The 26154-nt window shown below is 64.7% G+C and carries 31 protein-coding genes; 11 read left to right on the top strand and 20 right to left on the bottom strand.

Going from position 1 to position 26154, the window contains the following annotated elements:
- Positions 1–34: 34 nt before the first annotated feature.
- The 3 genes from JNM03_RS10280 to JNM03_RS10270 are packed head-to-tail and all read left to right on the top strand — an operon-like array spanning position 35 to position 4712.
- Positions 35–1111 carry a quinone-dependent dihydroorotate dehydrogenase gene (locus tag JNM03_RS10280; protein WP_294036362.1) on the top strand — a complete coding sequence of 359 codons (1077 nt, stop codon included), beginning with the start codon at positions 35–37 and terminating at the stop codon, positions 1109–1111.
- Between the two features lie 38 nt (positions 1112–1149).
- Positions 1150–2841: a gamma-glutamyltransferase gene (gene ggt / locus JNM03_RS10275; RefSeq protein WP_294036361.1), complete on the top strand. Its 1692-nt coding sequence runs from the start codon at positions 1150–1152 to the stop codon at positions 2839–2841.
- A gap of 41 nt (positions 2842–2882) precedes the next feature.
- Complete coding sequence (locus JNM03_RS10270) at positions 2883–4712, top strand: long-chain fatty acid--CoA ligase (protein WP_294036360.1); 1830 nt, start codon at positions 2883–2885, stop codon at positions 4710–4712.
- 72 nt (positions 4713–4784) lie between these two features.
- On the opposite strand, the gene JNM03_RS10265 is transcribed toward JNM03_RS10270, so the two are convergent.
- From JNM03_RS10265 to JNM03_RS10215, 11 genes are all read right to left on the bottom strand, one after another.
- On the bottom strand, positions 4785–5117 hold the full coding sequence (locus JNM03_RS10265; protein ID WP_294036359.1) for a hypothetical protein: 333 nt from the start codon (positions 5115–5117) through the stop codon (positions 4785–4787).
- 219 nt (positions 5118–5336) lie between these two features.
- Complete coding sequence (locus JNM03_RS10260) at positions 5337–5786, bottom strand: hypothetical protein (RefSeq protein WP_294036358.1); 450 nt, start codon at positions 5784–5786, stop codon at positions 5337–5339.
- Positions 5787–5848: 62 nt separating this feature from the next.
- Positions 5849–6589, bottom strand: a complete 741-nt coding sequence (gene gloB, locus JNM03_RS10255) for a hydroxyacylglutathione hydrolase (protein WP_294036357.1) — start codon at positions 6587–6589, stop codon at positions 5849–5851.
- Positions 6590–6662: 73 nt separating this feature from the next.
- The gene (locus tag JNM03_RS10250) at positions 6663–7100 is read right to left on the bottom strand and encodes a VOC family protein (protein ID WP_294036356.1); all 438 of its coding nucleotides are present in this window, start codon (positions 7098–7100) and stop codon (positions 6663–6665) included.
- Positions 7101–7109: 9 nt separating this feature from the next.
- The gene (locus tag JNM03_RS10245; protein WP_294036355.1) at positions 7110–7547 is read right to left on the bottom strand and encodes a thioesterase family protein; all 438 of its coding nucleotides are present in this window, start codon (positions 7545–7547) and stop codon (positions 7110–7112) included.
- A gap of 8 nt (positions 7548–7555) precedes the next feature.
- A complete protein-coding gene (locus JNM03_RS10240) occupies positions 7556–8320 on the bottom strand; it encodes an alpha/beta hydrolase (protein ID WP_294036354.1) in 765 nt (254 codons plus the stop codon).
- Positions 8321–8386: 66 nt separating this feature from the next.
- Positions 8387–8641, bottom strand: a complete 255-nt coding sequence (locus JNM03_RS10235) for a DUF6356 family protein (RefSeq protein WP_294036353.1) — start codon at positions 8639–8641, stop codon at positions 8387–8389.
- Between the two features lie 78 nt (positions 8642–8719).
- Positions 8720–9628 carry an alpha/beta hydrolase gene (locus JNM03_RS10230; protein ID WP_294036352.1) on the bottom strand — a complete coding sequence of 303 codons (909 nt, stop codon included), beginning with the start codon at positions 9626–9628 and terminating at the stop codon, positions 8720–8722.
- A 4-nt stretch (positions 9629–9632) separates the two neighbouring features.
- The gene (locus tag JNM03_RS10225; RefSeq protein ID WP_294036351.1) at positions 9633–9824 is read right to left on the bottom strand and encodes a helix-turn-helix transcriptional regulator; all 192 of its coding nucleotides are present in this window, start codon (positions 9822–9824) and stop codon (positions 9633–9635) included.
- The gene (locus JNM03_RS10220; RefSeq protein WP_294036350.1) at positions 9821–10408 is read right to left on the bottom strand and encodes a hypothetical protein; all 588 of its coding nucleotides are present in this window, start codon (positions 10406–10408) and stop codon (positions 9821–9823) included. Before JNM03_RS10220 ends, JNM03_RS10225 begins: the two co-directional genes overlap by 4 nt.
- 215 nt (positions 10409–10623) lie before the next feature.
- Complete coding sequence (locus JNM03_RS10215; RefSeq protein ID WP_294036349.1) at positions 10624–11022, bottom strand: MerC family mercury resistance protein; 399 nt, start codon at positions 11020–11022, stop codon at positions 10624–10626.
- 170 nt (positions 11023–11192) lie between these two features.
- On the opposite strand from JNM03_RS10215, the gene thrS reads away from it, so the two are divergent.
- The 3 genes from thrS to JNM03_RS10200 are packed head-to-tail and all read left to right on the top strand — an operon-like array spanning position 11193 to position 14823.
- Entirely contained in the window at positions 11193–13211 is a 2019-nt protein-coding gene (thrS, locus tag JNM03_RS10210; protein WP_294036348.1) for a threonine--tRNA ligase, read from the top strand.
- Complete coding sequence (locus JNM03_RS10205; RefSeq protein WP_294036347.1) at positions 13208–14065, top strand: metallophosphoesterase; 858 nt, start codon at positions 13208–13210, stop codon at positions 14063–14065. Before thrS ends, JNM03_RS10205 begins: the two co-directional genes overlap by 4 nt.
- The gene (locus JNM03_RS10200; RefSeq protein WP_294036346.1) at positions 14062–14823 is read left to right on the top strand and encodes a sulfite exporter TauE/SafE family protein; all 762 of its coding nucleotides are present in this window, start codon (positions 14062–14064) and stop codon (positions 14821–14823) included. Before JNM03_RS10205 ends, JNM03_RS10200 begins: the two co-directional genes overlap by 4 nt.
- Here JNM03_RS10200 and JNM03_RS10195 read toward each other — a convergent pair.
- Both JNM03_RS10195 and JNM03_RS10190 read right to left on the bottom strand, forming a co-directional pair.
- Positions 14820–17321: an FtsX-like permease family protein gene (locus tag JNM03_RS10195; protein ID WP_294036345.1), complete on the bottom strand. Its 2502-nt coding sequence runs from the start codon at positions 17319–17321 to the stop codon at positions 14820–14822. The two genes, JNM03_RS10200 and JNM03_RS10195, sit on opposite strands and share 4 nt — an antisense overlap.
- A 121-nt stretch (positions 17322–17442) precedes the next feature.
- Positions 17443–18138 (bottom strand): ABC transporter ATP-binding protein, encoded by a 696-nt coding sequence (locus JNM03_RS10190; protein WP_294036344.1) that lies wholly within the window; start codon positions 18136–18138, stop codon positions 17443–17445.
- Between the two features lie 17 nt (positions 18139–18155).
- On the opposite strand from JNM03_RS10190, the gene JNM03_RS10185 reads away from it, so the two are divergent.
- Entirely contained in the window at positions 18156–18869 is a 714-nt protein-coding gene (locus JNM03_RS10185) for an arylesterase (RefSeq protein ID WP_294036343.1), read from the top strand.
- A gap of 19 nt (positions 18870–18888) precedes the next feature.
- Here the strand turns inward: JNM03_RS10185 and JNM03_RS10180 are convergent, their stop codons facing one another.
- Positions 18889–19533, bottom strand: a complete 645-nt coding sequence (locus tag JNM03_RS10180; RefSeq protein WP_294036342.1) for an MOSC domain-containing protein — start codon at positions 19531–19533, stop codon at positions 18889–18891.
- Positions 19530–20081, bottom strand: a complete 552-nt coding sequence (locus tag JNM03_RS10175) for a MarR family winged helix-turn-helix transcriptional regulator (RefSeq protein ID WP_294036341.1) — start codon at positions 20079–20081, stop codon at positions 19530–19532. Before JNM03_RS10175 ends, JNM03_RS10180 begins: the two co-directional genes overlap by 4 nt.
- 105 nt (positions 20082–20186) lie before the next feature.
- Here JNM03_RS10175 and JNM03_RS10170 point away from each other — a divergent pair, with 105 nt between their 5' ends.
- Positions 20187–20423, top strand: a complete 237-nt coding sequence (locus JNM03_RS10170; RefSeq protein WP_294036340.1) for a thioredoxin family protein — start codon at positions 20187–20189, stop codon at positions 20421–20423.
- Between the two features lie 28 nt (positions 20424–20451).
- Here the strand turns inward: JNM03_RS10170 and JNM03_RS10165 are convergent, their stop codons facing one another.
- From JNM03_RS10165 to JNM03_RS10150, 4 genes are all read right to left on the bottom strand, one after another.
- Positions 20452–20775: a YnfA family protein gene (locus tag JNM03_RS10165; RefSeq protein ID WP_294036339.1), complete on the bottom strand. Its 324-nt coding sequence runs from the start codon at positions 20773–20775 to the stop codon at positions 20452–20454.
- Positions 20776–20860: 85 nt separating this feature from the next.
- A complete protein-coding gene (locus JNM03_RS10160) occupies positions 20861–21319 on the bottom strand; it encodes a hypothetical protein (RefSeq protein WP_294036338.1) in 459 nt (152 codons plus the stop codon).
- Positions 21320–21546: 227 nt separating this feature from the next.
- Positions 21547–22794, bottom strand: coding sequence for a 23S rRNA (adenine(2503)-C(2))-methyltransferase RlmN (gene rlmN / locus JNM03_RS10155; RefSeq protein WP_294036419.1), 1248 nt, complete (start codon positions 22792–22794; stop codon positions 21547–21549).
- Positions 22795–22880: 86 nt separating this feature from the next.
- On the bottom strand, positions 22881–23624 hold the full coding sequence (locus JNM03_RS10150; protein WP_294036337.1) for an SDR family oxidoreductase: 744 nt from the start codon (positions 23622–23624) through the stop codon (positions 22881–22883).
- 117 nt (positions 23625–23741) lie between these two features.
- On the opposite strand from JNM03_RS10150, the gene JNM03_RS10145 reads away from it, so the two are divergent.
- Complete coding sequence (locus tag JNM03_RS10145; protein ID WP_294036336.1) at positions 23742–24134, top strand: helix-turn-helix domain-containing protein; 393 nt, start codon at positions 23742–23744, stop codon at positions 24132–24134.
- Between the two features lie 70 nt (positions 24135–24204).
- On the opposite strand, the gene JNM03_RS10140 is transcribed toward JNM03_RS10145, so the two are convergent.
- Positions 24205–24528: a UrcA family protein gene (locus tag JNM03_RS10140; RefSeq protein ID WP_294036335.1), complete on the bottom strand. Its 324-nt coding sequence runs from the start codon at positions 24526–24528 to the stop codon at positions 24205–24207.
- Positions 24529–24678: 150 nt separating this feature from the next.
- On the opposite strand from JNM03_RS10140, the gene JNM03_RS10135 reads away from it, so the two are divergent.
- Entirely contained in the window at positions 24679–25560 is an 882-nt protein-coding gene (locus JNM03_RS10135; protein ID WP_294036334.1) for a LysR family transcriptional regulator, read from the top strand.
- Positions 25561–25672: 112 nt separating this feature from the next.
- On the top strand, positions 25673–26143 hold the full coding sequence (locus JNM03_RS10130) for a hypothetical protein (RefSeq protein WP_294036333.1): 471 nt from the start codon (positions 25673–25675) through the stop codon (positions 26141–26143).
- Positions 26144–26154: the final 11 nt, after the last annotated feature.

The following is a 26154-nucleotide window of genomic DNA, read 5'->3' as shown; positions in this document are numbered from 1 at the left end:
TGCCATAGCGTTCCCGCGCGCGCAATGGCGGGCCATGTCGCTCTTCGCCTCTGCCACCGACGCTGCCTATGCGCTCGTCCGTCCGATCGTTCAGGTCACCGATGGAGAGGCGGCCCACAATCTCACGCTGAACGCGCTCCAGCCGTTGCCGCGCGCGCGCCGCGCGCTGACCAGCCCGGCGCTGGCGACGGAATTCGCAGGGCTGCATTTCCCGAACCCCGTCGGCCTGGCGCCGGGCTTCGACAAGGATGCGCGCGTTGCGCACGCGATGCCGCATTTCGGTTTCGGCTTCGTCGAGGTCGGTACGCTCACCCCACTGCCGCAGGATGGCAATCCGCGCCCGCGCCTGTTCCGCCTCGTCGAGGATCGTGCGGTGATCAATCGCATGGGGTTCAACAATGGCGGTCAGGCGAAGGCGGCCGATCGCATCGCGTGCCTGCGTCGATATGGCCTGCCGGTGCCGCTGGGGATCAACATCGGCGCGAACAAGGACAGCGCCGACCGCATCGCCGATTATGCGAAGGGCACCGAGGCGATGGCGCCGCTCGCCGATTATCTGACGGTCAATATCAGTTCGCCAAACACGCCGGGCCTGCGCGCGCTACAGGACAAGGGCGCGCTTGAGGCATTGCTCGACGGGGTCGCTGCGGCGCAGCCGGTAGATTCGCCCAAGCCCGTTTTCCTGAAGGTCGCGCCCGATCTTGAGCCGGCCGACATCGACGACATCGTCGGGGTCGCGCTCGACAAGGGGCTTGCCGCGGTGATCGTGTCGAACACCACGATCGTCCGCCCGGCGCTGACTTCGCGCCACGCCGCAGAAGCCGGCGGTCTGTCGGGGGCGCCACTTGCCGATCTTGCGCTCCAGCGCGTCAAGGACTTCCGTGCCGCCAGCGGAGGCAGGCTGCCGCTGGTCGCCGCCGGCGGGATCGCGTCGCCCGAACAGGCGTGGGGCCGCATTCGGGCCGGTGCGGGGCTGGTCCAGATCTATTCGGCGATGGTTTACGAAGGTCCCGGTCTTGCGGCGCGCATTGCATCCGGGCTGGAAAGGCTTGCGATTCGCGACGGCTTTGCGCGGGTTGGCGATGCCGTCGGGACGGGAGGATCGGGTTAGGGTTGCGCTGTATCGAGCCCCGCGCCAATGTCGCGCCCATGAACAAACGACTCCTTGCAGCGCTTAGCCTTTTCGTCCTTGCCCTCCCATCGCTCGCCTCGGCACAGGGCGTCACCTCTTCCGCCGATCCGCGTGCGACCGAAGCGGGGCGCCAGATCCTGCACGACGGCGGCACGGCCGCCGATGCCGCCGTCGCGATGGTCGCCGTGCTGACGCTCGTCGAACCACAGTCGAGTGGGATCGGCGGCGGCGGATTCATGGTCTATCACGACGCCAAGGACGGTAGCATCGCGACGATCGACGGGCGCGAAACGGCGCCTGCGGCGGCGAAACCGGAACGCTTTCTGGGGCCCGACGGCAAACCGCGCGGCTATATGGACGTGATTCCGGGCGGCCTTTCGGTCGGCGTTCCCGGCAACGTCCGCCTGATGGAGATGGCGCACCGCAAATGGGGCAAGCTGGAATGGAAGGCGCTGTTCCAGCCCGCGATCAAGCTGGCTGAGCAGGGCTATCAGGTCACGCCCGCGCTCAACCAGTGGCTCGTCCAGTTCGAGCCGGTGTGGAAGGATTTTCCCGACGCGCGGGCCATCTATTACGTGAACGGCAAGCCCGCGCCGGTCGGCACCACGATCAGGAACCCGGCCTATGCCGCGATCCTGCGCGACATCGCCGCGCGCGGTCCTGATGCCTTTTATTCCGGCGCCAACGCCAGGGCGATCAGCGACGCCGTGACCAGGGCTCCGCGCAACGCGACCCAGCTGACGCTCAAGGACCTTGCCGCGTACAAGGCGAAGGAACGGCCCGCGGTCTGTACCACCTACCGCGTCTACAAGCTGTGCGGCATGGGTCCCCCGTCATCGGGCGCGACCACCGTGTTTGGTATTCTCGGCATGCTCGAAGCCTATGACATGAAGGCGATGGGCAAGGACAATCCGATGAGCTGGCACCTGATCGCCGAGGCGATGCAGCTCGCCTATGCCGACCGTTCGGCCTATCTTGGCGATGCCGACTTCGTCGACGTCCCGGTAAAAGGCCTGCTCGACAAGAGCTACCTTGCCGAACGCCGCCAGCTCATCTCGCCCTTTGGCGCCGCCGGCCGCTACGCGCCGGGCACTCCGCCGGGCGCCAGGCCGCGGGATGAAGCGCCGCCGGTCAAGGAACAGGGGACGACCCATTTCGTCGTCGTCGATCAGGCGGGCGACGTCATGTCGATGACCTCGACAGTCGAAAGCATCTTCGGCAGCCAGCTCATGGCGAACGGCTATTTCCTCAACAACGAACTAACCGACTTCGATCTCGCGCCGACAAAGGATGGCGTGCCGACGCAGAACAGAGTGGAAGCAGGCAAGCGCCCGCTTTCGTCGATGTCTCCGACGATCGTCTATGGCCCCGACGGCAAGGTGGTGCTGGCGGTTGGCTCGGCGGGCGGAAAACGGATCATCATGCACGTCACCAAGACGTTGATCGGCGTGCTCGACTGGGGGCTCGATGCCAAATCGGCGATGGAACTGCCCAATCTCTTTTTCGGCCAGCAGGGCGTGTTGATCGAGAATAACGCGGCGGGGCAGGAGATTGCCGCGAAGATGAAACCCTTTGGCTACAGCTTTACGGCGACCGATCTCGGCTCGAAACTGAACGCCGTCCAGCGCTTCGGCGACGGCTGGCAGGGCGCCGCCGATCCGCGCGGTCCCGGTACGTCGTCGGTCGATGGGGCGCCGGCGCAAAATTGATACCAAAAAGAAAAGATAACGACACTCCCTTGGAGAGAGGCATGAAGCTCGAAAACCCCCATCTCGACCACTTCCCAAGTCTGGTCGCGATGTTCTTCGACCGCGCGGCGCGCGGCGGCGAAGACCCGTTCCTGTGGCGCAAGGCCGACCGCGCCTGGCAACCGTTGAGCTGGCGGCAGGTCGCGAACCAGGTCGCGGCGCTCGCGCATAATCTTCGCGAGCTTGGCCTGAAGGAAGGCGACCGGGTGGTGCTGGTCAGCGAGAATCGGCCGGAATTCTGCATCGCCGATCTGGCGATCATGGCGGCCGGTTGCATCACCGTCCCGACTTATACGACCAATACGGAACGCGATCACCAGCATATTCTCGACAACAGCGGCGCGAGCGCGGTGATCGTGTCGACCGCAAAACTTGCGCGCGGCGTGATGCCCGCGGTGATGCGATCGAACGCCAAGCTGGTGATCAGCATGGAATCGATGCGCGTCGGGCAGCAGGGCGATGTTCAGGTCCAAGACTGGGACCCGCTCGTCACAGGCGGCGAGGCTCATCTGGAAGAGGCAAGGGCGCGCGGGCTGGCGATGACGCGGGACGATACCGCCTGCCTCATCTACACCAGCGGCACCGGCGGCGCGCCGCGCGGCGTGATGCAGCATCACGGCGCCATCCTGCACAATGCGGCGGGGGCGGCAGAGGTGCTGGTCAATGATTTCGGGATCGGCGACGAGGAGGTTTTCCTCTCCTTTCTTCCACTCAGCCACGCCTACGAACATTCGGGGGGGCAGTTCCTGCCCATCATGGTCGGCGCCCAGATCTATTACAGCGAGGGGCTGGAAAAGCTCGTCTCGAACATCGAGGAAACCCGGCCGACGATCATGGTCGTCGTCCCCCGCCTGTTCGAGGTGATCCGGGCCCGGATGATCAAGTCGGTCGAGAAGCAGGGCAAGCTCGCAAACTGGATGCTCGGGCAGGCGCTGCGTGTCGGCGAGAAGGATTATGAGCGTCGCATGGGCGTGTTCGACCGGCCGGTCGACCTGCTGCTCAACAAGCTGTTCCGTCCCAAGATTTCGGCGCGTTTCGGCGGTCGGATGAAGGCGCTGGTATCAGGTGGGGCGCCGCTCAATCCGGAGATCGGCGTGTTTTTCCATTCGATCGGGCTGACATTGCTTCAGGGCTATGGTCAGACCGAAGCGGGGCCGGTGATCAGTTGCAATCGGCCGTCGGTGGGACTCAAGATGGATACCGTCGGGCCGCCGCTGATGAACACCGAGGTGAAGATTGCCGACGATGGCGAAATCCTTGTCCGCGGCGAACTGGTGATGAAGGGCTATTGGCGCAACAAGCCCGAGACCGCGCGGGTGTTGGTCCCCGATCCGGCCGAACCCGACAAGGGGCCGTGGCTCCACACCGGCGACATCGGCCATATCGACGACAAGGGCCGCATCGTCATCACCGACCGCAAGAAGGATCTCATCGTCAACGACAAGGGCGACAATGTCTCGCCGCAGCGAGTTGAAGGCATGCTGACGCTCCAGCCCGAGATTTTGCAGGCGATGGTCTATGGCGACAAGCGCCCGCACATCGTCGGCCTGATCGTCCCCGATCCGGAGTGGGTCGTTGAGTGGGCCGAGGCGGAGGGTCTGCCCAAGGACCTGAAACTTCTGCGTGAGCACGACAAGTTCCGCGCCGCGGTGCGCGCGGCGATCGACCGCGTCAACGAACAATTGTCCGTCATCGAAAAGGTACGCAAGTTCGACTTCGCCGACGAACCCTTCACCATCGAGAACGAACAGATGACGCCGTCGATGAAGATCCGCCGGCACATTCTGAAGCAGGTTTACGAGGACAAGATCGCCGCGCTCTACAAGGCGTGAAGGACCCGCCCGCATGTTGGATCAGGCCGGCGCATGGCACTGTCGGCGGCACCGTTGGGCGCCCTGCGCACTTCAGAACTTGATCTTGAATCCCACCATGACCCGATTTGCGGTGTAGCCGTTGGGCAGGGTTGCGGCGTCGAAGTGCACATCCATGCTGACGCCGTTCCCAAGATCAAACTCGGCGCGGGGCAAGCCTTGACCTTCGGCGTCGGGGCCCGTCAAGGGTCTGGCCCGCTCCTTCTCCGGATCGGTGGCGCAAACCACGATTTCGCCCGGCTTGCCCTCCGGACAGCGCGGTTTGATCGTCCTCAAGTCGATTTTGCCCGGCGCAGCATCGACCTGTGCCAGGTCGAAAGCGGGCACTTCCAATGCCGGCGGGGGCGGCAGGTCGGCGAAAGCCATTCCGGTACAATAGCTTGAAAGCGCTACCGATAAAATGGGTCAGAGGGCTTTCTTGCCAGTTCGGAGTCTATTGTTCGAAGGGCGGGGTGGGCAATTGCGCATAGCGTACGCACGTCGCCTGCGCGTCGTACGGAGGTGCCTCTTTCCCCAAAGTGCAGGCGAGGGTGCGACCCGAAGAACTCGGCGCAAACCGGTCCCCGCCTGCGGCCAACCACAAGGTCAGCCAGCGTCCCCCGCCGGTTTGCGATAGGGGACGAATTCGCCAAGGACGCAGGTCGGACCGCGGATGCCGCTCGATCGATCGACCAGATGAAAGAAATCGCCCTCGCATGTCGACGAACCGAACTGGCGTACGACCATGATGTCGCTGTCGCGGGCGAGGCCGGGGCAGGCGCCCCTCAAATTGTTGCGATAGATCAGGCTGCTGCTCGACCGATAGAGCAGGATGTCATCCGATATGCGGATCGTCTCGCTGGTCCGGTAATTGGGCAGGCATCGGATCGGCTCGCCGGGAACCTTGCCGGCAAGCTGCTTGTCGAGCCTTTCGAGTTGCTTGGGGCTCAGCGCCGCGGCGCCGGTTTCGGTCGCGCCACCCGGGGCACAACTCGCGATCGCGGGCGCGACGAGCAGCGCCAGTGCTGCGGCGCAAAGCGGCTTGAAACGGGCCATGGTCACACTCCTTGCAGCATCAAGGATGCTGGCACTGACAAACTGAACGGGTGTTGAAGCTGTCACGCGGCGTCCTTAAGCGCGCGGATCCGGCCCAGCTCGGCGGCGCTGGGGGCGCGCAGGAAGGGATTGGTCGCGCGTTCGGCCCCGATGCTCGTCGGCACGGTCGGTTCGCCCGCCGCGCGCGCCGACTCAACCGCGGCGAGCCGTTCGGCAAGCGCCGCGTTGCCGGGATCGACCGTCACCGCGAAGCGCGCGTTCGACAGCGTATATTCGTGGGCACAATAGACGCGGGTCGCGTCGTCGAGCGTTTGGAAACGTTGCATGTTCGCGAACATCTGTTCCGCCGTGCCTTCGAACAGCCGGCCGCATCCCATGGCAAACATCGTGTCGCCGACGAAGATCGCGCCGTCATCGGCGAAATGATAGGCGATATGGCCGGCAGTGTGCGCAGGTACGTTCCACACGGAAGCGAGGTGGCTGCCGAGCTTGACCGTGTCGTCGCCCCTCACCTGAATGTCGAGTGTCGGGATGCGTTCGAATTCGGCAGCGGGGCCGGTGATGGTGCAGCCGCCCCATGCCTTGGCGGCTTCCTTGATCGCCGCGTTGCCACCGGTGTGGTCGGGGTGCCAGTGCGTGTTCCAGATATCGGTGATCGTCCACCCGCGGGCACTGGCCGCTTCGAGCACCGGTTCGGCAACGGCGGGATCGACGACCATCGTCGCATTGCTTTCGGGATCGTGGACCAGCCAGACATAATTGTCGCTGAGGACGGGGATGCGGACGATGTCGAGCGCGCTCACGATTGTCTCCTTCTCTCCGGCCGTGCTTCCTGACCCACGACGGAGTAAAAGCCTGCCGGCCTTGGTTGCTCCTTTACCAGACGCCGGTGTTCGGCATCGACGCCCATGGTTCCTGCGGCGGCAGGTGGCCGTCCTGCAGCAGTTCGACCGAGATGCCATCGGGCGATCGGACGAACGCCATATGGCCATCGCGCGGTGGGCGATTGATCGTCACGCCTGCGTCCATCAGCCGCTGGCAAGTGGCATAGATATTCTCGACCCGATAGGCGAGGTGCCCGAAATTGCGTCCGCCGGTATAGGTTTCGGCCGCGCTGCCGTCGGCGGGCGGCCAGTTATAGGTCAGTTCAACCTCGGCGATATCTTCCTGCCCCGGCGGCGCGAGAAAGATCAGCGTGAAGCGCCCGGCCTCGCTGTCGAAACGTCGAACCTCGTCGAGCCCGATCAGCTTGAAGAAATCGACCGTGGCCTCGGGATCCGAAACGCGGATCATCGTGTGGAGATACTTGGTCATGGGCGCATCTTACCCACGAAGCGAGCCCCCTTCAAACGCTTCGAACAGGGTCAGGAACTCGTTCGGGACGGGTGCCGTCGATCCGCGTGCCTCCTCGACGTGGACGCTGACCTCCAATCCCGTAGCGCGCAGATCGTCCTGTCCCGCGCCGTGCAGTTCGAAAAGGAAGGTCATCGAACTGCGCCCGACGCGCGAGCAGCGCACGCAGATATCGATCTCTTCGTCGAGCAGGATCGGAACCTTGTAATCGACCTCGGCCCGCGCAACGTGAAATTCGGGGCTGTCGCGCGCCGGCCAGCGATCATAGACGCCGACAGCCCGCCAATATTCGGTGATGCCGATATCGAAATATTCAAGATACCGGCTGTTGAACACGACCGCCTGCGCATCGATTTCCGCATACCGGACACGCTTTCGGACATGGAATTTGAACTCGCTGCGAGCCATGAAACCCCCTATTTATGGGTCGCGAGGCGCGCGACCGTATCGATCAGCAGGGCAATGTCGGTGTCGCGCGACAGCCGGTGGTCGCCGCCCTTGACCAGTGTGACCTGTACGTCGTCGCTCGCGAGCGCCGCCGCCAGGCGAAGGCTGGTATCGGACGGCACATCGCGATCCTCCTGGCCATGGAGCAGGCGCACGGGGCAGGAGAGGGGGATCTCGGCCGTCAGCAGCCGGTTGGCTTCGCCCGATTGCCAGAACGCGCGCGTCGTCATGTACGGCTGGTCGCCATAGGGGGTCTCTTCGATCAGCGCGCCCTCGGCCAGGATGATCGCCTTCTCCGCATCGTTGAAACCCCAGTCGGTGAAATCGGGTGCCGCGGCGATGCCGACGAGCGCCGCGACCCGCGACGGTCCATCGCGTCGTACCAGCGCGAGGGCGGTCAGCAACATCAGCCACCCGCCCATCGACGATCCGACGACGATCACCGGTCCCCCGACCTTCGCGTCGATCAGGTCGAGTATGTCGCCGCGCCAGTCGAGCAGGGTCTGGTCAGCGAAGGACCCGTCCGACAGCCCGCATCCGGCATAGTCGAGCAACAGACAGGCACGCCCCTCGGCGACCGCCCAATCGAACAGCGCGGTCGCCTTGCCGCCCGCCATGTCGGACATATAGCCGGGCAGGAAAACGACGGTCGGCCCGGCTCCGGCGGCGTGGCGATAGGCCAGCCGCGGCCGGCCGGGCCGCTCAAGATAGTCGGGAACGGCGGGTTCAGTCACGACGACCCCCGACCATTTCGGGCGCTGCGACCGCGAATCCTTGTGCCGGCCAGTCGTCGCACCGGGTCAGATGACCCAGTCGATCGTGCTCATCTGCATCACGGCCTGTCCTTTGGCGCGGCGCTGTTCGACCATGATCCTGTTGAGCCGCTGGATCGTGTCGCTGCCGGTGGTGATGCACCAGCCGGGAACCACCGCGTGGATCAGTGCGCACAGACCGCCATAGATCATCGTCACCCCGAATTTCGACGCGACTCCGAAATGCTCGACATAATTTTCATCGACGCTCTTCGGATGATCGACGAACAGGCGCTTGAACATGGGAGGCGGCTCCTTTCCGGCTGCCGCTGCCCTAGCGAGAGAGGCTTTCTCCTGCAAGGGCGGCGCGCCGAAGGGCCGTCAATTCGCGAGGAAGGCGTCGACTGCTTTCGCAAAGGCTTCGGGCTGGTCCAGCATGATGAAATGGCGGCTTCCGTCGATGCGTTGCAATGTTGCCGTCTTCGCGCCGGCAAAGGCGTCCTTGTAAAGACCGTCCACCATTGCTGCGGGCATCGCGCTGGCATCGAAGGGATAGAGCATCGTGAAAGGCGCCGTGATCGCGCCGAGTTCGGGGCGAAGGTCGGTCGTCATATCGTCATATATCAACTGCGCCGCCACCTTGGCGTTGGCTGCCCGCGTCCACGCCCCGACCTGTGCACGCCCGGCGTCGGTCGCCGACATGACCTGCAGCGTCCGCTCGTCGGCCTCGGCATTGCTGCGCCCCGCCAGCATCTTTTGCATCGCGGCGGCTTGCGGCTCGACGCTGGCGACGGTCGCGGTGGGACCGAACAGCATGCCGAAGAAGGGCAGGCTGTCGACGACCATCAACTTGCCGACTTCTTTCGGATCGCGTGCCGCGATCATCATCGCGGTCAACCCGCCGAGTGAATGACCGATAATCGCCGGGGCGGGGTGGCCCTGATCGACGATGCAATCGTCGATATAATCGGCAATCTCGCGCATCATCGGTTCGAGGACCGGACCCTCGGCATTGGGCCCCGGCGCATCGCCGCCGAAGCCGCGCACTTCGACAAGGTGCAGGCGGTGCGCGCCTTTGAGGCGCGCCGCGGTGGGACCCCAGACATCGCGGGGGGACGACAGGCCGGGGATCAGCACGACATCGGGTCCGCTTCCCTGGACCTCGACAGTAATCCGCTTGCCTTCGAGCAGGCCCGTTCCGCATCCGGCGGACTCGGCCGCATCGGCGCGGCCCGTCGCCAGATTCGCGACCAGCAGGATGAAAAGCGCGGCAATCGAAAGTCGTTTCATGGCATCAATCTTTCAGGAAAATTTCTTCGATGGGCAGGCCGAACAGGTCGGCGATGCGGAAGGCGAGGGGTAACGAGGGGTCGTATTTCCCCGTCTCGATCGCATTGACCGACTGGCGCGAGACCTGGAGCCGTTCGGCCAGATCGCCCTGACTCCAGTCGCGCTCGGCGCGCAGGACTTTCAGGCGGTTCCTCACGACCCGCGCACCCGCTGCCAGATCTGCGCGACTCCGAGCCCGATCGCCCAGACCGGTACGGTCATCCAGCTTTCGACGTGGGGCACGACTTTGAAGCTTTCGAGAAAGCCCCACACCGTCGCCACGACCAACAGAAGGCCGAGCCCGAACAGCGCATGGGTGACATAGCGCATCTTCAGATATTCGTCGGTTTCCTCGACCAGATAGCGATAGAGCGCCCAGACGAAATAGACGATCGGCAGTGCCGGCAGCACGGCGATCAGCCACAGCAGCGGCCCTTCGGGCTTCAGCGCATCGTTGACCGAAATCGCGAAGAACAGCGCCGCGACATAGGAGAAGGCCCAGATCAGCCCGCGCCGGTTGTAGCGTTTGAGCGCGGGAGACGTGCAGCCCGAAAGATTGCCGCTGCGCTCGGCCGAGCGGATCATCGGGATCAGCAGCAGCATGGGTGGCAGCATGACGACCATCGTCCAGAAACCGCTCAGATGGGCAAATCGGGCACCAAACCCCGTCCCGAACATCGCGACGACGAAAACAAGGCCCCAGATCAGCGGTGCGCGGCCGGGGGTGCTATCCTCGGCCATTTCAAGCCGCCTTCGAGCGCTGCGCGCAGCTTTTGCCCGAGAGTGTGACAACCATCATCGTGGCAAGAGCCCAGGGCAGGGCACGGGTCATCTGTGACATTGGTCAAGCTCCCTTGTTAATCAGTAAAGGGACATTGACATAGCGAGTCGAGATAGTCAAGTTTCATTTACATAGTGACAAGCAAGCCATTCAGGTGGGAGGCGGGCGGTGCCGCTTAGCGGTGCTGCGCGCGCCAATTGCCGAGGTGCGCGGCGGCGAGCGTCAGCGCGCCGAGCGAGGTCAGCCACCGGTCGCCTGCCTCGCGGTCGGCGAGTCCCAGCCAGCCTTGATGCGCCGCCAGTCCCAGCGCGAGCAGTGCAAGCCCGGCAGCAGCGGCGAGCGCCGGTGCCCGCCGGCCATGGTGGCGCCAGCCGCCACGCATCGCGACGAAGGCGGCGGGCAGGGCGAGCAGCAGGATCGCGGCATGAATCCCTTCGGGCAGCGCGATCCATCCGGCCAGCGCGGGAGCCAGCAGCAGCAGGAGTGGCAGGAACAGGCAGTGGACGAGGCAGGTCGCCGACAACGCCACGCCGAGCATGTCGGCAAGCTGCGGGCGTGAAGCGGGAAGGAACATGAGGCAACTTTCGCGGGAGGGGAGCCGCATCTCCATAATGATATATCGTATCATTGCAACCCCGATTGCGAATCCGCCCCTTGTCGCCCATATCGCATGCTGGCAAAGGGGCGCAGTTTTGGCGCCTTTTCCACGGTGTCGACCCAAATGCCAGAAAGGCCGATTTTTCGATGTCCCAGATGATCCGCGTCACCCTTCCCGATGGCTCTGCCCGAGAAGTCGCGCGCGGGACTACCCCGGCGGAGATTGCGGCCGACATCGGACCTGGCCTGGCGAAGGCCGCGCTTGCCGCGAAGATCGACGGCGAACTGCGCGATATCATGCGTCCGCTGGAGGAAGACACGAACCTTGCGCTGGTGACGAGCCGCGACGAGGCGGATGCGCTCGAACTCGTGCGCCACGACTTTGCGCATGTGCTGGCGGAGGCGGTGCAGAACCTGTTTCCGGGGACGCAGATCACGTTCGGCCCTTCGACGAACGATGGCTTCTATTACGACTTCGCTCCTCCGGCCGATCATGGCGCGTTCCGCGATGAAGAACTGCCGCTGATCGAAGAGGAGATGCGCCGCATCATCGCCGCCGACCTTCCGCTCACGCGCGAGGTGTGGGAGCGCGACAGGCTGATCGCGAAATGGCAGGCGGAAGGCGAGACGTTCAAGGCCGAATGGGCTGGCGAATTGCCCGAGGGCGAAGAACTGACCGTCTATCGTTCGGGCGGCCAGGAAGGAGTGGGGGGCTGGATGGACATGTGCCGCGGCCCGCACCTCGCCTCGACGGGCAAGCTCGACCCCGCCGCATTCAAGCTGACGCGCGTATCGGGCGCCTATTGGCGCGGCGACCAGAAGAATGCACAGCTTTCGCGCATCTATGGAACCGGGTGGCTGAACAAGAAGCAGCTTGCCGAACATCTGGTCCGGTTGGAAGAAGCCGCCAAGCGCGATCATCGCAGGATCGGCCGCGAGATGGACCTTTTCCACCTTCAGGAAGAGGCCCATGGCAGCGTCTTCTGGCATCCCAAGGGCTATCGCATCTATCGCGAGCTTGAGGCCTATATGCGGCGCGCGATCGACGGCGCCGATTATCAGGAGGTCAAGACCCCGCAGGTGATGGACGCACGGCAGTGGGAACAGTCGGGCCACTGGGGCAAGTACCGCGAGAACATGTTCGTCATCCCCGACGAAATCCCCAACATCGAGGATGATGGACCCATCGTCTCCGATGACGCCGAATGGATGGCGCTGAAGCCGATGAACTGCCCCGCGCATGTTCTGATCTTTCGCCAGGGGATCAAATCGTACCGCGATCTGCCGCTGCGCATGGCCGAAATGGGCTGTTGCCATCGGAACGAACCGCATGGCGCGCTGCACGGCATCATGCGGGTGCGTCAGTTCACGCAGGATGATGGGCACATCTTCTGCCGCGAAGATCAGATCGTCGAGGAAGTGCGCGCGTTCTGCGAATTGCTCGACCGGGTCTATCGCCAGCTCGGGTTCGAAAAATATGCCGTGAAGCTCGCGCTGCGTCCCGAAAAGCGCTTCGGCAGCGACGAGATGTGGGACAAGGCGGAGGCTGAACTGCGCGAAGCCGTGGCTCGCGCAGGCATGGCGAACGAGGATTATGACTGGGAGGAATTGCCGGGTGAAGGCGCTTTCTATGCGCCCAAGCTTGAATTCCACCTGACCGACGCGATCGGCCGTACCTGGCAGTGCGGAACGATCCAGTCCGACCGAGTGATGCCCGAACGGCTCGATGCGAGCTATGTGGGCGAGGATGGCGATCGCCATCGCCCGGTGATGCTCCACCGCGCCATCCTCGGTACGTACGAGCGCTTCATCGGCATCCTGATCGAGCATTTCGCCGGTCGGTTCCCGACTTGGCTCGCGCCGGTGCAGGCGGTCGTTGCGACGATCGTTTCCGACGCGGATCAGTTTGCCAGCGATGTGGTCGCTCAACTGACGGCAGCGGGCATTCGCGCCGAAGGCGATCTGCGGAACGAGAAGATCAACTACAAGGTTCGCGAACACAGCCTGCAAAAGGTCCCGTACCTGCTCGTCGTCGGCAAGCGCGAGGCCGAAGAGGGAACGGTGGCGATCCGCACGCTCGGGCAGGATGGTCAGCGGATCATGCCGCTCGCCGAAGCGATTGCGATGGTGAAGGGCGAGGCTACGCCGCCCGATCTGCGCGATTGAGCCCGAAATCGCGGGGGAAGTGGTGGCGCTGGACGGCGTTCGCCGTGCTGCTTGGCGCTTTGCTTTTCGCAAAAGGCTATTGGAACGCGACGCGCGACCCCGTCCTCCGCGCGGCGACGGTCTCGGTCGCCGACTGGCCCGCGGGGCAGGGGTCGGTCCGGATTCTGCTGCTGTCCGACCTGCATGTGGCCGGCCCCGACATGCCGCCCGAACGGTTGGCGCGGATCATCGATACGCTGAATCGGCTGAAGCCCGACCTCGTCCTGATCGCAGGTGACCTTGTCAGCGAACGGGGCGTCGCAACGCATATCTATACGCCTGCAGAGGTCATCGCACCGCTCGGTCGTTTGCGGGCGCCGCTCGGCGTTGTCGTGACGCCCGGCAATCACGATCATTGGTTCCGGCCCGACGCCCTCCGCGGCGAAATGGAGAAGCAGGGCCTGCTGGTGCTGCAAAACGCGGCGGTGAAAGCCGGCCCGCTGATCATCGGCGGGATCGACGACGATTATTCGGGCCACGCCGATGTGCCAAAGGCGCTTGCGGCGATGGATGCGCTTGGCGCCGGCGTGCCGATCATCCTCTCGCACAGTCCCGATATCGTGCCCGAGCTGCGGCGACCCGTCGCCGCGGTCTTCGCAGGGCACACGCATTGCGGACAGATCCGCTTTCCGGTGATCGGAGCGCTCAGCTATGTCTCGCGTTACGGTGATCGCTTCGCGTGCGGCGATATTCGCGATCGTGCCCAGCGCGTGTTCGTCGGCGCCGGATTGGGCACGAGCATCGTGCCGATCCGGTTCAATACGCCGCCCGACGTCTGGCTGGTGACACTCACGCCAAAGGACGCCTCGCGATGAACAGCCTTCAAAGTCTCGTGGGACTGGCGCCGCTGACTATCGCAGGGGCTGCGGCGATGACCTTTGGCGCAGCCTATGTGCGGGGCCTGACGGGGTTCGGCATGGCGATCATCCTCGTCCCGCTGTTGGGGCTGATCATCCCGCCGGCGCAGGCGGTGACGCTGGGAATCCTGCTGCAACTTCTGATCGGGCCGGTGGGGCTGCCGGCGATCGTGGCCGATTCCGACCGGTCCAGCGCGGTCCCGATTGCACTGATCGCGGTCGTCACGACACCGATCGGAATGTTGGCGCTGAAGGGAGTGACACCCGACGTCGCGCGTCTGCTGATCACGAGCGTCGCGGTGGGCGCTTTTGTCGCGGTGCTGCTGCCCAAGCAGCCGGAGGGGCACCAGCCGGGCCCGCTCGCCATCGGTGGCACAGGGTTGGCGGCGGGGGTGTTGACCGGTTTCGCCGCGATGCCCGGGCCACCCGTCGTTCCCTTTTACTATCGCCGCCATCTCGAACCCCGCGTGGCGCGGGCCTCGATGCTGCTGATCTTCTTCGCGACCGCTATCGCCGGAACGCTGGCGTCGATCTGGGTGGGCCTTGCAACCTGGCGACTGTTTCTTCTGTCCCTGCTGTTGTTTCCTCCGATGTGGCTTGGCAATCGCTATGGCGCGCGTCACTTCGGGCGGGTCGCGCCGCGTGTGTGGCAGGTCATGGTCGCGCTGGTTCTTGGCGTCGCGGCGACATCGGCGGTCGTACGGCTGCTGACCTAGAGACTGCGCAGCGCCTGCGCGGGCTTGGCCGACAGCAAGGGCCAGCTTCCGGCGATCCCGATCAGGAACGACAGCCCGGCGCCGCCCAGCAGCGTCAGACCGACGACGACCGGATCGGGTGCAAAGCGGAAATCGAAGAGCTGCGTCACGACATACCAGGCGCCCGCAAGACCGAGCGCGAGCGCCAGCGCGCCCAATATGGCCGCCAGCACCGCATATTCCATCGCCTGAGCGCCAAGGATCTGGCCGCGCGTGGCGCCGAGAAGTTTCAGGATGACGCTGTCGTAGACGCGCCGTTCGCGGCTGGCGGCGATCGCGCCGATCAGCACCGCGATGCCCGCGAGAATCGCGATGCTGGCCGCCGCGGCGATCGCCTGGCTCATCTGCGTCAGCAGCGTCGTCACCTGCGAGACGACATCGCGCACCTCGATCAGTGATGCCGACGGAAAAGTGCGCGGAATGCTGCGCGCGAGTCCGGCCTCGGCCTTCGGAGGGACCGCCACGGTCGCAACCATATTGTGCGGCGCGGCGTCGAACGTCCCCGGCGAAAAGACAAGGACATAATTGAGGCCGAAATTGTCCCACTCGACGGTGCGGAAGGACGCGACCTTGGCCTGCACCTCGACCCCCAGCACGTTGACCGACAGCGTATCGCCCAGCTTCAGCCCCAGCGAAGCCGCGACCTCCTGCTCGACGCTGACGAGCGGCGGCCCCTTGTAGTCCGCCGGCCACCACTGGCCGCCCACCAGCGTACTACCGTTCGGCAGCGTCGGACTATAGGTCAGCCCACGATCGCCGCGCAGAACCCAGGCGCCTTCGGGGAGTTCGGTCAGCTCGTCGACCCGCTGGCCGCGAAATTCGGTGACGCTGCCGCGCAGCGCGGGGATCATGTTGACCTGCGCATCGGGCGCGGCATCGACCACCATCGATCGGAACTTGCCCGTATCGCCGCGCGGGATGTCGAGCACGAAAAAACTTGGCGCGCGTTGCGGCACCGTGCGCGCGATCTCTGCGGTGATGCTGGTCTGGATCGCCGCCAGCGTGACGAACAGCGTCAGCCCCAGCCCCAGCGCCACCACCAGCGCGCCGGTGGCCGCGCCCGGCCGATGCAGGTTGGCGACTGCAAGGCGCAGCAACGGGCGCTTTGGCCTCGGCATCCGGCTTGCCGTGCGCCGCACCAGCCACCCCAACCCGACAAGGATCAGCAGCAGCGCGATCGCCGCACCGATAAAGGAGAGTGCGAACAGGGGTTCGCGTGCGGTCCCGACCGCAAGCGCAACGATCGCCGCCAGCGCTGTCCCGACCGCGACGATCGTGCGCCGGTCGATCCGCATCCCGCCGTCGACCGTCGCGCGATATAGTCCTGCCGCAGGGACATGCCGCGTTGCCGCGAGCGGGGGTAGGGCAAAGGCAAGAGCGATAAGCAGGCCATAGGCCGCGCTCACGATCAGGGGCAGCGGATACAGCGCGAAGCCCGGCCGCACGGGCAGCACGTCGCCGGCAATCGCGCCGATCAGCGTGGGTGCAAGAGCGCCGACGACAAGGCCCGCGCCGATCGCCGTCGCGGCAACGGCCAGAATCTGAAGGCCATAGATACGCAGCACCGCCGCGCTGTCGGCGCCCAGCACCTTCAGCGTCGCCAGCCCCGGCCGCTTTCCGGCCAGATAGCTCGCGACGCCATTGCCGACGCCGATCCCGGCGATCACCAGCGCCGCAAGCCCGACCAGCGACAGGAACTGTCCCATGCGTTCGATGAACCGGCGCGTGCCCGGTGCTCCGTTGCTACGGTCGGTGATGTCCCACCCGGCTTCGGGGAATTGCGCTGTCAGCCGCTTGCCGACGGCTTCGGGGTTGGCGTTTGCGGGCAGGCGGACGCGATACTTGCTCTCGTACAGGCTACCCGGCTGGATGAGCTGGGTCGCGGGAAGGTCGCCCAGCCCGATGATCGCCACCGGCCCCAGCGTGAACCCTTCACCCAGCCGGTCGGGTTCCTCGGCAATGATGCCGTCGATCCGGAAGGTCTTCTCTCCGAACTTCACGTCGCCGCCGACTTTGAGGTCGAGGCGTGATGCGAGGTCCTTGCCGATCCAGATCGACCCGGGGGACGGGGTCCCCTCGCGAGGACCGCTGTCCAGCCGCATGGCGCCATAGAGCGGGTAGGCGGCATCGACCGCCTTCAATTCCGACAACAGCGCATCGCCGCCCGGCGCATTGGCCATCGCGCGGAGCCGCACGGTTGCCGAGGGCGTGCCGATGCTGCGAAATCCAGCCATCTCCTCGGCGCTGGCTTCGCGCTGGGGCAGGCTAAACTCGATATCACCGCCAAGGATCGTTTGTCCGCGCCGTTCAAGCTCGGAGGTAATCCCGCTCGTCAGGCTGCCGATCGCCGCGAGCGTCGCGACGCCGAGGAACAGGCAGACGGCAAGCAGTCGCAGCCCGCGAATCCGCGTCGCAAGATCGCGCCGTGCGATCCGCCAGAGGGTGGAGAGAGGGAGCATCAGATCGCGAGCCCCCCTTTCCCGTTCGCGTCGAGCGAAGTCGAGACGCCTATCGGGATCGTGCTATCGTTTGGAGTGTTTCGACTTCGCTCGACACGAACGGGGCTCAAGCGATGCTCCATTACCGTTCCTCGATCCGCCCGTCGTGCATCACGACGACACGGTCGCAATGCTCGGCCAGTTCCGGATCGTGAGTGATGATCAGCAAGGTGGCGCCCAGCGCCGCGCGGCGCGCGAAAATCAGATCGATGATCGATTGTCCCGTGGCGGTGTCCAGATTGCCTGTCGGCTCGTCGGCAAAGATGATCGCAGGGCTGCTCGCCATTGCGCGGGCGATTGCAACGCGCTGCTGTTCGCCGCCCGAAAGCTGCGGGGGATAATGGGTGAGGCGGTGGCCCAGGCCGACCGCGTCGAGTTCGGCGCGCGCCTTGTCGAAAGGGCTGTCGATCCCCGCAAGTTCCAGCGGCACCGCGACATTTTCCAGCGCTGTCATTGTCGGCAGCAGGTGAAAGGCTTGCAGTACGATGCCGATCCGCCCGCGCCGCGCCCGCGCCAGAGCATCTTCGTCCATCGCGCCGAAATCGAGCCCGGCGACCCGAATCGTGCCGCCGCCCGCGCGCTCGAGCCCGGCGAGCACCGCCATCAGCGAACTTTTTCCCGACCCCGACGGTCCGAGCAGCGCCACGGAGCTACCCGCGGCGACCTCCAGATCGACGCCGCGCAATATTTCGACGGGGGCCTTGTCGCTCCCCAGCGTCAGCGTCACATTATGGGCGGCAATCGCCGGATCGGGCGAAGCTCGTGAAGCGTCGGTCAAGAAGGGACCCTTTGGAAATGAAAACGGCCGGATGGCGTTCTGCCTTGATATATGGATCTGCCATCGCGCTTTGCCAACCGCTTGCGGCATGTGGTTCCGCCGAAGCGCCAGCGGCGGCGCCAAAGGACAAAAGTGCCGGTATCGCCGCCGCGCCGATCCCCGCCGATGCGCCGCTGATCATCGCGTTCGGTGACAGCCTCTACGCCGGCTATCAACTCGGCCCGAAGGAAGGGCTTGCGCCACAGCTTCAGGCTGCGCTTGCGGACGATGGCGTCGTCGTGCGGGTCCAGAATGCCGGCGTCTCGGGCGATACGACCGCGGCGGGACGTCAGCGGCTGACCTATGTCCTGGACAACGCGAAGACGAAGCCCGCGCTGGTCGTGCTGGGTCTGGGCGGTAACGACATGTTGCGCGGTATCGACGCGGGGCAGACGCGCGCCAATCTTGACGCGATGCTGGCCGAACTCAAGAAGCGCGGCATCCCCGTTCTGCTGACCGGCATGGTCGCGGCGCCCAACATGGGTGCCGATTATGCAAAGAGTTTCAATGCTATCTATCCCGAACTCGCCGCAAAATATGATGCGAGCCTCTATCCCTTCATTCTCGACAATGTCGTCGGCAAGCCCGACCTGATGCTCGGCGACCACATCCATCCCAATGCCAGGGGGGTGAAGATCGTGGTGGAAGGGTTGGCACCGCTGGTGGAGGATGCGTTGCCGGACGCGAAATAGCGGTGCCAGCAGAACCGGATCAGACTAGCAGCTTTTCCGCCCGCGCGCGCCAGTTGGCCGCAAGTCGCTCCATCGCGGCAAGATCGCGCAGCGCGCCGGGTTCGCGCTTGCCTGCGCCGCCGATCAGCAATCGAAACACGCGCTCGACCGTCCAGACGGGCAGCGGCCGATCGAGCAGCTCGATCGCGTCGCCCGCCGCGACTGTTCCATCCTCGATGACGCGATAATACCAGCCGCCGCGACCGGTCGTCACCACGGTCGCAGGAACGGTCGCAATGCCGAAGCGGTGCCCCAGCTTCCAGCATGGCTGGCGGCCCTGGCTGATCTCGACCAGCGCGGAACCAAGGCGATAGCGATCGCCGATGCACACTGCGCCTTCGATCAGCCCCCGCGTCGAAATATTCTCCCCGAACGCCCCGGGGGCGGTCAGCAGTATATGGCCGCCCAGCGTTTCGGCCCACCAGCCATAATGGTCGCGCGGATAGTGGTGGATCGCCTTGTCGGGGCCGCCATGAACCCTCAGGTCAGCCTGTTCGTCGCCGGCGATTCCCAGGCGGCCGACAGCACGCGCGCCGGTGAAAGGCAGTTTGTCGATGGCGCTCGCCTCGTCGCCGCGAAAGGCGCGCGCCTTGCCGGTCAGGACGGCGTCGATGGGAATGGTCATGCCGCTTCCTGTTCGATGCAGATTGCATCGGCGTCCGCGTCGGACAACGGCAGCGCCAGCAGGCCGCACCGATGCGGAGCGCCATCCGCCGCATCGCGTTCGAAATGTCGGCAGTCGGCGCATTGACCGAATGGACGATAGCCGCGCTTTGCCAGATGGCCCGTCAGCATGCGCGCCAGCAAAGCTTCGAGCGCGGCGCGTTCGGGGGTGGCCAGCCCGGCGGTCATGGCATCGGAAACCGCTTCGGGGGCCTCGGCCAGCAAGCCATATCCTGCGGGGGTCAGCGACAGGCGAACCAGCCGTCGGTCCTCGCTGTCCTCCGATCGCGCGACCAGCCCCTTGCGTTCCAGCGCGGCGACCGTTTGCGACACCGTTCCCTTCGTCTGTCCCAGCCAGGTCGTCAGCGCGCCGGGCGTCCGCGAAAAGCGATTGGCGACCGCCAGATAGCGCAGCGCCTGCCACTGGACCGGCTTCAGCCCAGCCGAATGGCCGTCGCCGGCGATCAGCCGGGCCGTGCGGGTCAGGAGGTCAGAGAGCCGGTCGGTCATGGGCAAATAGTATCGAGTAAAAACCATTTGCTCAACCCTCATGCCGCGTGGCAAGTAAATTGTATCGAGTCGCTACTATTTGCGATCGATCGAAGGAGAATGATGATGACCCGCAAAGCCACTTTCTATCACGCCGGCTGCAGCGTTTGCGTCGATGCCGAACAGACGGTCGCCGACGCGATCGATTCCGCGCGCTATGATGTCGAGATCGTCCATCTGGGCGAGGTGCCCGGTCGCGTTGCCGAGGCGGAGGCGGCCGGCGTGAAGTCGGTTCCGGCGCTGGTGCTGGGCGGCCAGCCCTATCATATCAATTTCGGGGCGTCGCTCGACGCGCTCAAATAGGTAGCGGTGCCGCGCGGGATAGCTGGCGTCAGCTCCCGCGCGGACCGAACAGGATGATGGCCGCCCCGCCAAGGCAGATCGCAGCGCCGATCAGGTCCCAGCGATCGGGCTTCGCGCTCTCGACGGCCCACAGCCACAGAAGCGCCGCGACGATATAAACCCCGCCATACGCCGCGTAGGTGCGTCCGGCACGATCGGAATCGACCAGCGTCAGCAGCCAGGCGAACAGCGCGAGCGAAGCCATGCCGGGGACGATCCACCAGACGGATTTGTCCAGTCGCAGCCAGGCCCAGAAGGCAAAGCAGCCGGCGATTTCGGCCAGCGCGGCGGCGATGTAGGCGAAAGCGGTCATCGACCTACCGTGACCCGATCGCGCGCAAAAGAAAAGGGGCGACCCGCAGGCCGCCCCTTCCTTGTCGTGTCGGCGTTCCGAAAGATCAGAACGCGAAGCCGACGCCGGCCGCGACGGTGTCGAAATCACCGAAGTTGCCGATGAACTGGTGGCGATACTCGATCTTGCCATAAACGTTCGAGCCGAACTTGTGCTGGTATCCGGCGCCGATGTACGGGTCGTCGATGTCGCTGAAGGTGTAGCCACCGGTCGCATAAAGCTTGCCGGCGGTGCCGACCTTCGCGCCGACGCGGCCACCGGCCGAGAACTGGACGTTCGCGCCGTTCTGGAGAACCTTGTCGCCGGCGACTTCGGCACCGGCGAACGCCTTGTCGCCCAGGTCGAAATCATAACCGGCCGCAATGCCAGCGGTGGCTTCGTCGAGACCATTGCCCCAGATATAGCCGCCACGCACTTCGACGCGGGCTTCGCCGCCATCGGCAGCGAGGGCGGGGGTGGCAACGACGGCCGTGAGGAGAGCGGCTGCAACTGCGAACTTCTTCATTGTCTTTATCCTTTACTCTGACTTTGGATCACGCCCTTTGGGTCGCGATCCGGGCCAAAGATGGGGTTGCGACCTGTCGCTGCAATGAACGCATCGTTCAGAATAAGACAATTTTATTACCTGTGTTATTTTTACAACACAGCATAGCTATGCGATGGTGACGGGATGGCGCGGGGCGACCAGCAGGAGCTTCGCCTAGTCAGGCGCCGCGATGCGCCGCCGCTGGATCAGCCGAGCGCTGCCTGCTTTTCCTCGGCGATTCGGTCGAGTTCGGCGCGAGTCGGCTTGGTCGCGGCGCTCTTGAGCTGCCCGCACGCCGCCATGATGTCGCGCCCGCGCGGAGTGCGGACCGGCGCGGAAATCCCGCTTTTGAAAATGAGGTTGCTGAACGCGCGCACCCGTTCCGGGGTTGAGCATTCGTACATCGCGCCCGGCCAGGGATTGAATGGAATCAAATTCACCTTCGCGTGCAGGCCATATTGCCGGATCAACCGGACAAGCTCGCGCGCGTCGTCGTCGCTGTCGTTCTTGTTCTTCAACATCACATATTCGAACGTGATCCGCCGCGAATTTCCGGCGCCCGGATAGTCGGCACATGCCTTCAGCAATTCATCGATGCCGTACTTGCGGTTCAGCGGCACGATCTCGTCGCGGATTTCCTTCGATACCGCGTGAAGCGAGACGGCCAGGTTGACGCCGATCTCCTCGCCCGCGCGCCCCATCATCGGCACGACGCCGCTCGTCGACAGGGTGATGCGGCGCCGCGACAGCGCAAGCCCGTCGCCGTCCATCACGATCTTGAGCGCGCCCTTGACCTCGTCGAAATTGTACAGCGGTTCACCCATGCCCATCATCACGATGTTGGTCAGCATGCGCCCGTCGGCGGTGTAATGTCCGCCTTCCTCGTCGGCGTCGTCGTCCTCGGGATCAGGGCCGAAACCCGCCATCGTCCCCTTCGGCCACTCGCCAAGCGCGTCGCGGGCAAGCAGGACCTGTCCGACGATCTCGCCTGCGGCCAGGTTGCGGACAAGCCGCATCGTGCCCGTGTGGCAAAAACGGCAGTTCAGCGTGCAGCCGACCTGGCTCGACACGCACAATGTTCCCCGATCGGCGTCGGGGATGAAGACCATCTCATATTCCTGGCCGTCGGCGGCGGCGAGCAGCCATTTGCGCGTGCCGTCGCTGGACACCTGCGCCTCGCGCACGGTGGGGCGGCCGATGATGAAGCGGTCGGTCAGCCAGGGACGCATGGCCTTGGCGATATCGGTCATCGCTTCGAAATCGGTGACGCCGCGGTGATAGATCCAGTGCCAGATCTGCTTGGCGCGCAGCTTGGCGCCCTTGGCATCGAGACCGGCCTCGACAAGCGCGGCGGCGACGCCGTCGCGCGGCAGCCCGACCAGGTCGATGCGGTTGCCGCCACGCAACGGTACGGTGCCCGTGGTCACGGGGTCGATATGGCCGGGAATCTGCATGATGGCGGCCATATAGTGGGGAAGCGCGAAAAGCGCAATTGCGCGCGAAATCCTCCCCATTGCCGGCCAATGGGGAGGGGTGATGGCTACAGGTTCGCGAGCATCCCCAGCACCGCCGGAACATTGCCGTTCGCTTCCGCATTGCGCAGCGGTAGGACGTTGCGGACCAATATTTCCTCCGGCGTGGGGTCGCCGGCGAACAGGGCCATGACCTCGTCGGCGAAATCGTCGAGCGGCATATAGCCTTCGCGCGTCGACTGGCCCGGCGTCAGGTCGGTGCGTACGGCGGGAGGTGCCAGTTCGATGACATCGACCTTGCCCGCAAGCTGGATGCGTAGCGCGACCGAATAGCTGTGCATCGCCGCCTTCGTCGCCGAATAGGTTGGCGCCTTGGGCAATGGTACGAAGGCGAGCCCGGAGGTGACGTTGACGATCGCCGCATCGGATTGCGCCGCCAGATGATCGACCAGCGCGTCGGTCAGCCGGATCGGCCCGAGGATGTTGGTGATCACCGTCGCTTCGGCGTGCGCGAGGTCGCGCCTGGTGCTCGCATCCTCGGTTGCCATGATGCCGGCGTTGTTGACCAGGATGTTGAGCGCGGGGAATTGCGCGACGACGTCTGTTGCAAAGGCGGCGATCGCCGCCGGGTCGGTCACGTCCAGTGCGATCGCGTGCATGTTCGCGCGCCCGACGATCGCCGTTTCCAGCTTCGCGGTGTTGCGGCCGGTGACGATCACGACGTTTCCTGCGTCATGCCAGCGCTGGGCAAGCGCAAGCCCGATGCCCGATCCGCCGCCGGAAACGAGAATGGTGTTGCCGGAGGTCTTCATGAATCTTCTCCTTTGGAATGGGTGTTGAGAAGGCCTGAATATCCTTATACTCTCCAAAAGAAAGTAGGCACCCAAAAGTACTATAGTTACCCAAAAGAGAGAATTGGATTTTCAGCCATGCTTGCGACGGAAAAAATCGCCTATGACTCGAATCTTCCGGTCGATCCGCGCGTCGAAGCGCTGGTAACGGAATTGATCGGCCGGGTTGCCGACAAATGGACCCTGCTCGTGCTGGAGGAGCTGGAGGATCACGGGGTTCTGCGTTTCACCGAACTCGCGCGGGGAGTTGCGGGCATCAGCCAGAAGATGCTGACGCAAACCTTGCGCGCGATGGAGCGCGACGGCCTGGTCGAACGCACCGTTCATCCGGTGGTCCCGCCAAAGGTCGAATATCGCCTGACGCCTCTCGGCCACAGCCTCGGCGAAGCGTTCTGCGGCGTGTGGCACTGGGCGGGGGAAAATCTCGATCGGGTCGAGGCGGCGCGCCGGACGTTTGACGAGCGAGGGTGATACGAAAAACAAGGGCCGCGACCCGTGTCGGTCGCGACCCTCTAAGGTGTCGGTCGGAGTGCCCGCCGATTCAGTTCCGTGCCGACGCGACGCGAACGGGTTCGCTGCGCATCGTTCCCGCGATGACCTGGTTCGTCATTGTGGAGGCGGCTTCCAGCGTGTCGCGACGGCATTGACGAATGTCGTTCTGGCCCGCGACGTCGAAGTCTGACGTCGTCCCGCATACTTCGACCACCGCACGCCAGACACGGTGCTGAAGCGCTTTGGCGCCCGTCGCTGTCTGGAGGTCGAGGTCGGCATGCTGGACGAGGATGGTCCGGGGTGCGGGGTCGGCGAGGGCCGGCTGAGCCGATGCGGTGGCGGCCAGCGCTGCGAGGATCAGAAGCTTTTTCATCTCATTTCTCCATCGGCCGGCTGAAGGAGGGTAGGAAGCCGGTGGAGATACAGGTAATCTTCGGTGCGGCACCGCGGGAGCAACGATGTTGCCGGGATATTCTGCATAATTGCAGAATGCGGCACGGCCGGTTATTTCGCAAAAGACATCATGTTCGACTGGAACGACCTCAAATCCTTTCTCGCGGTGGCGGAGAGCGGCAGTACGCTTTCGGCGGCACAGGCGCTGCGCGTCAGCCAGACCACCGTCGCCCGCCGTATCGCGGCGCTGGAGGAAGCCACCGGCCTTAGCCTGTTCGAACGTCGGCAAGCGGGCTACGCGCTGACCCCGGTGGGTGAAGCGATGCTCGCCAGCGCCCTTGCGGTCCGCGACGCCGCCGATCGCTTCGGCGAGGCGGCGGGCGCGAAATCGCGCGATGCGGGCGGCACGGTCAGCGTATCGACGATGGAGATTTTCGCGGTCACGATCCTGCCGCCCATTCTGCGCGATCTTCGGGCCGCGCATCCCGGCATCCATATCCATCTCGACACGTCGGACGAACCGCGCGACCTCTCTTCCGGGGCGACCGACATCGCGATCCGCAGCAGCAAGCAGCCAACGGGAGCGGGGCTAGTCGGACGGCGCATCGCCGACAATCCTTGGACCGTTTACAGCAGCCGCGACTATGCTGATCGCCACGGCGTCCCACACACGCGCGAGGAGCTGGCGACGCATCCGTTCATCGGCGGTGGCGGCGGAGTGTGGGAGCCTTATCAGGCATGGCTGCGGCAATATGGGCTCGAGGACTCGGTCGTCATGCAATATGACACGGCGTCGGGTCTGCTCGCCGGCGTTCGCGCGGGCATGGGCCTTACCATATTGCCGGCGTTTCTGGCCGACCGCGAACCCGACCTCATCCGATGCATTCCCCCGAAGGCGGAGGATACGACGGGCCTGTGGCTCCTGACCCATGAACGCCTTCGCCGCGTGCCGCGTATCCGGATCGTCCTCGACTTCCTCGCCGCCGAATTGACGAAGCTGGGGCGGGGTTAGCGGCGGGCTCGGCCAGATATCGCTTTCCTGCTGGACGTGCGCGTGGTTCAAACGGATCGAATGGCGCTGCGATGCGAGTGTTGATTGTGATTTTGGCCGGAGGAGGTGGTAATTGGCAGGATCATGGAATTCCGGTGGCCCCGCCACGCCGTTCGAAGGATCGCTGAAGGCCCGCAAACAGCTTGCCGATGATGATTTCGAACAATGGCTTTATGCCTCCGATGAAGCTGGGGAGCCGGCGGAGGAAACCGAGCAACAGGCACTCGAAGCCGAATGGGCGGAGGAGGATCTCAAACTTCGGATCACGACAGCTGGCTATATTGCGATACCCGCCGGTTTCATCGGCCTCGGCATTCTGTCTTTTTTCACGACGTCGTTGGCCGCTCAGACGTTCTTCATCTGGGTGGTTATCAATATGCCGCTTCTCACGCTCGCCGTGGCGACGTGGCGGCGGCGCGAGCTGCGTTTCGGGCTAAAGCGCCCCGTCAAGGGCCGGAAGGCCCGCATTCTGGCGATCATCCTGGTGCTGTCCTCGGGCGTAACCTTCGCGCTGGCCGTGGCGCAGGCCATGATGCGCGGGTGATGAACGTGGCG

This window comes from Sphingopyxis sp. (assembly GCF_016793825.1).
Classification (GTDB): Bacteria; Pseudomonadota; Alphaproteobacteria; order Sphingomonadales; family Sphingomonadaceae; genus Sphingopyxis.
This window is presented reverse-complemented; position numbering and strand designations above follow the sequence as displayed.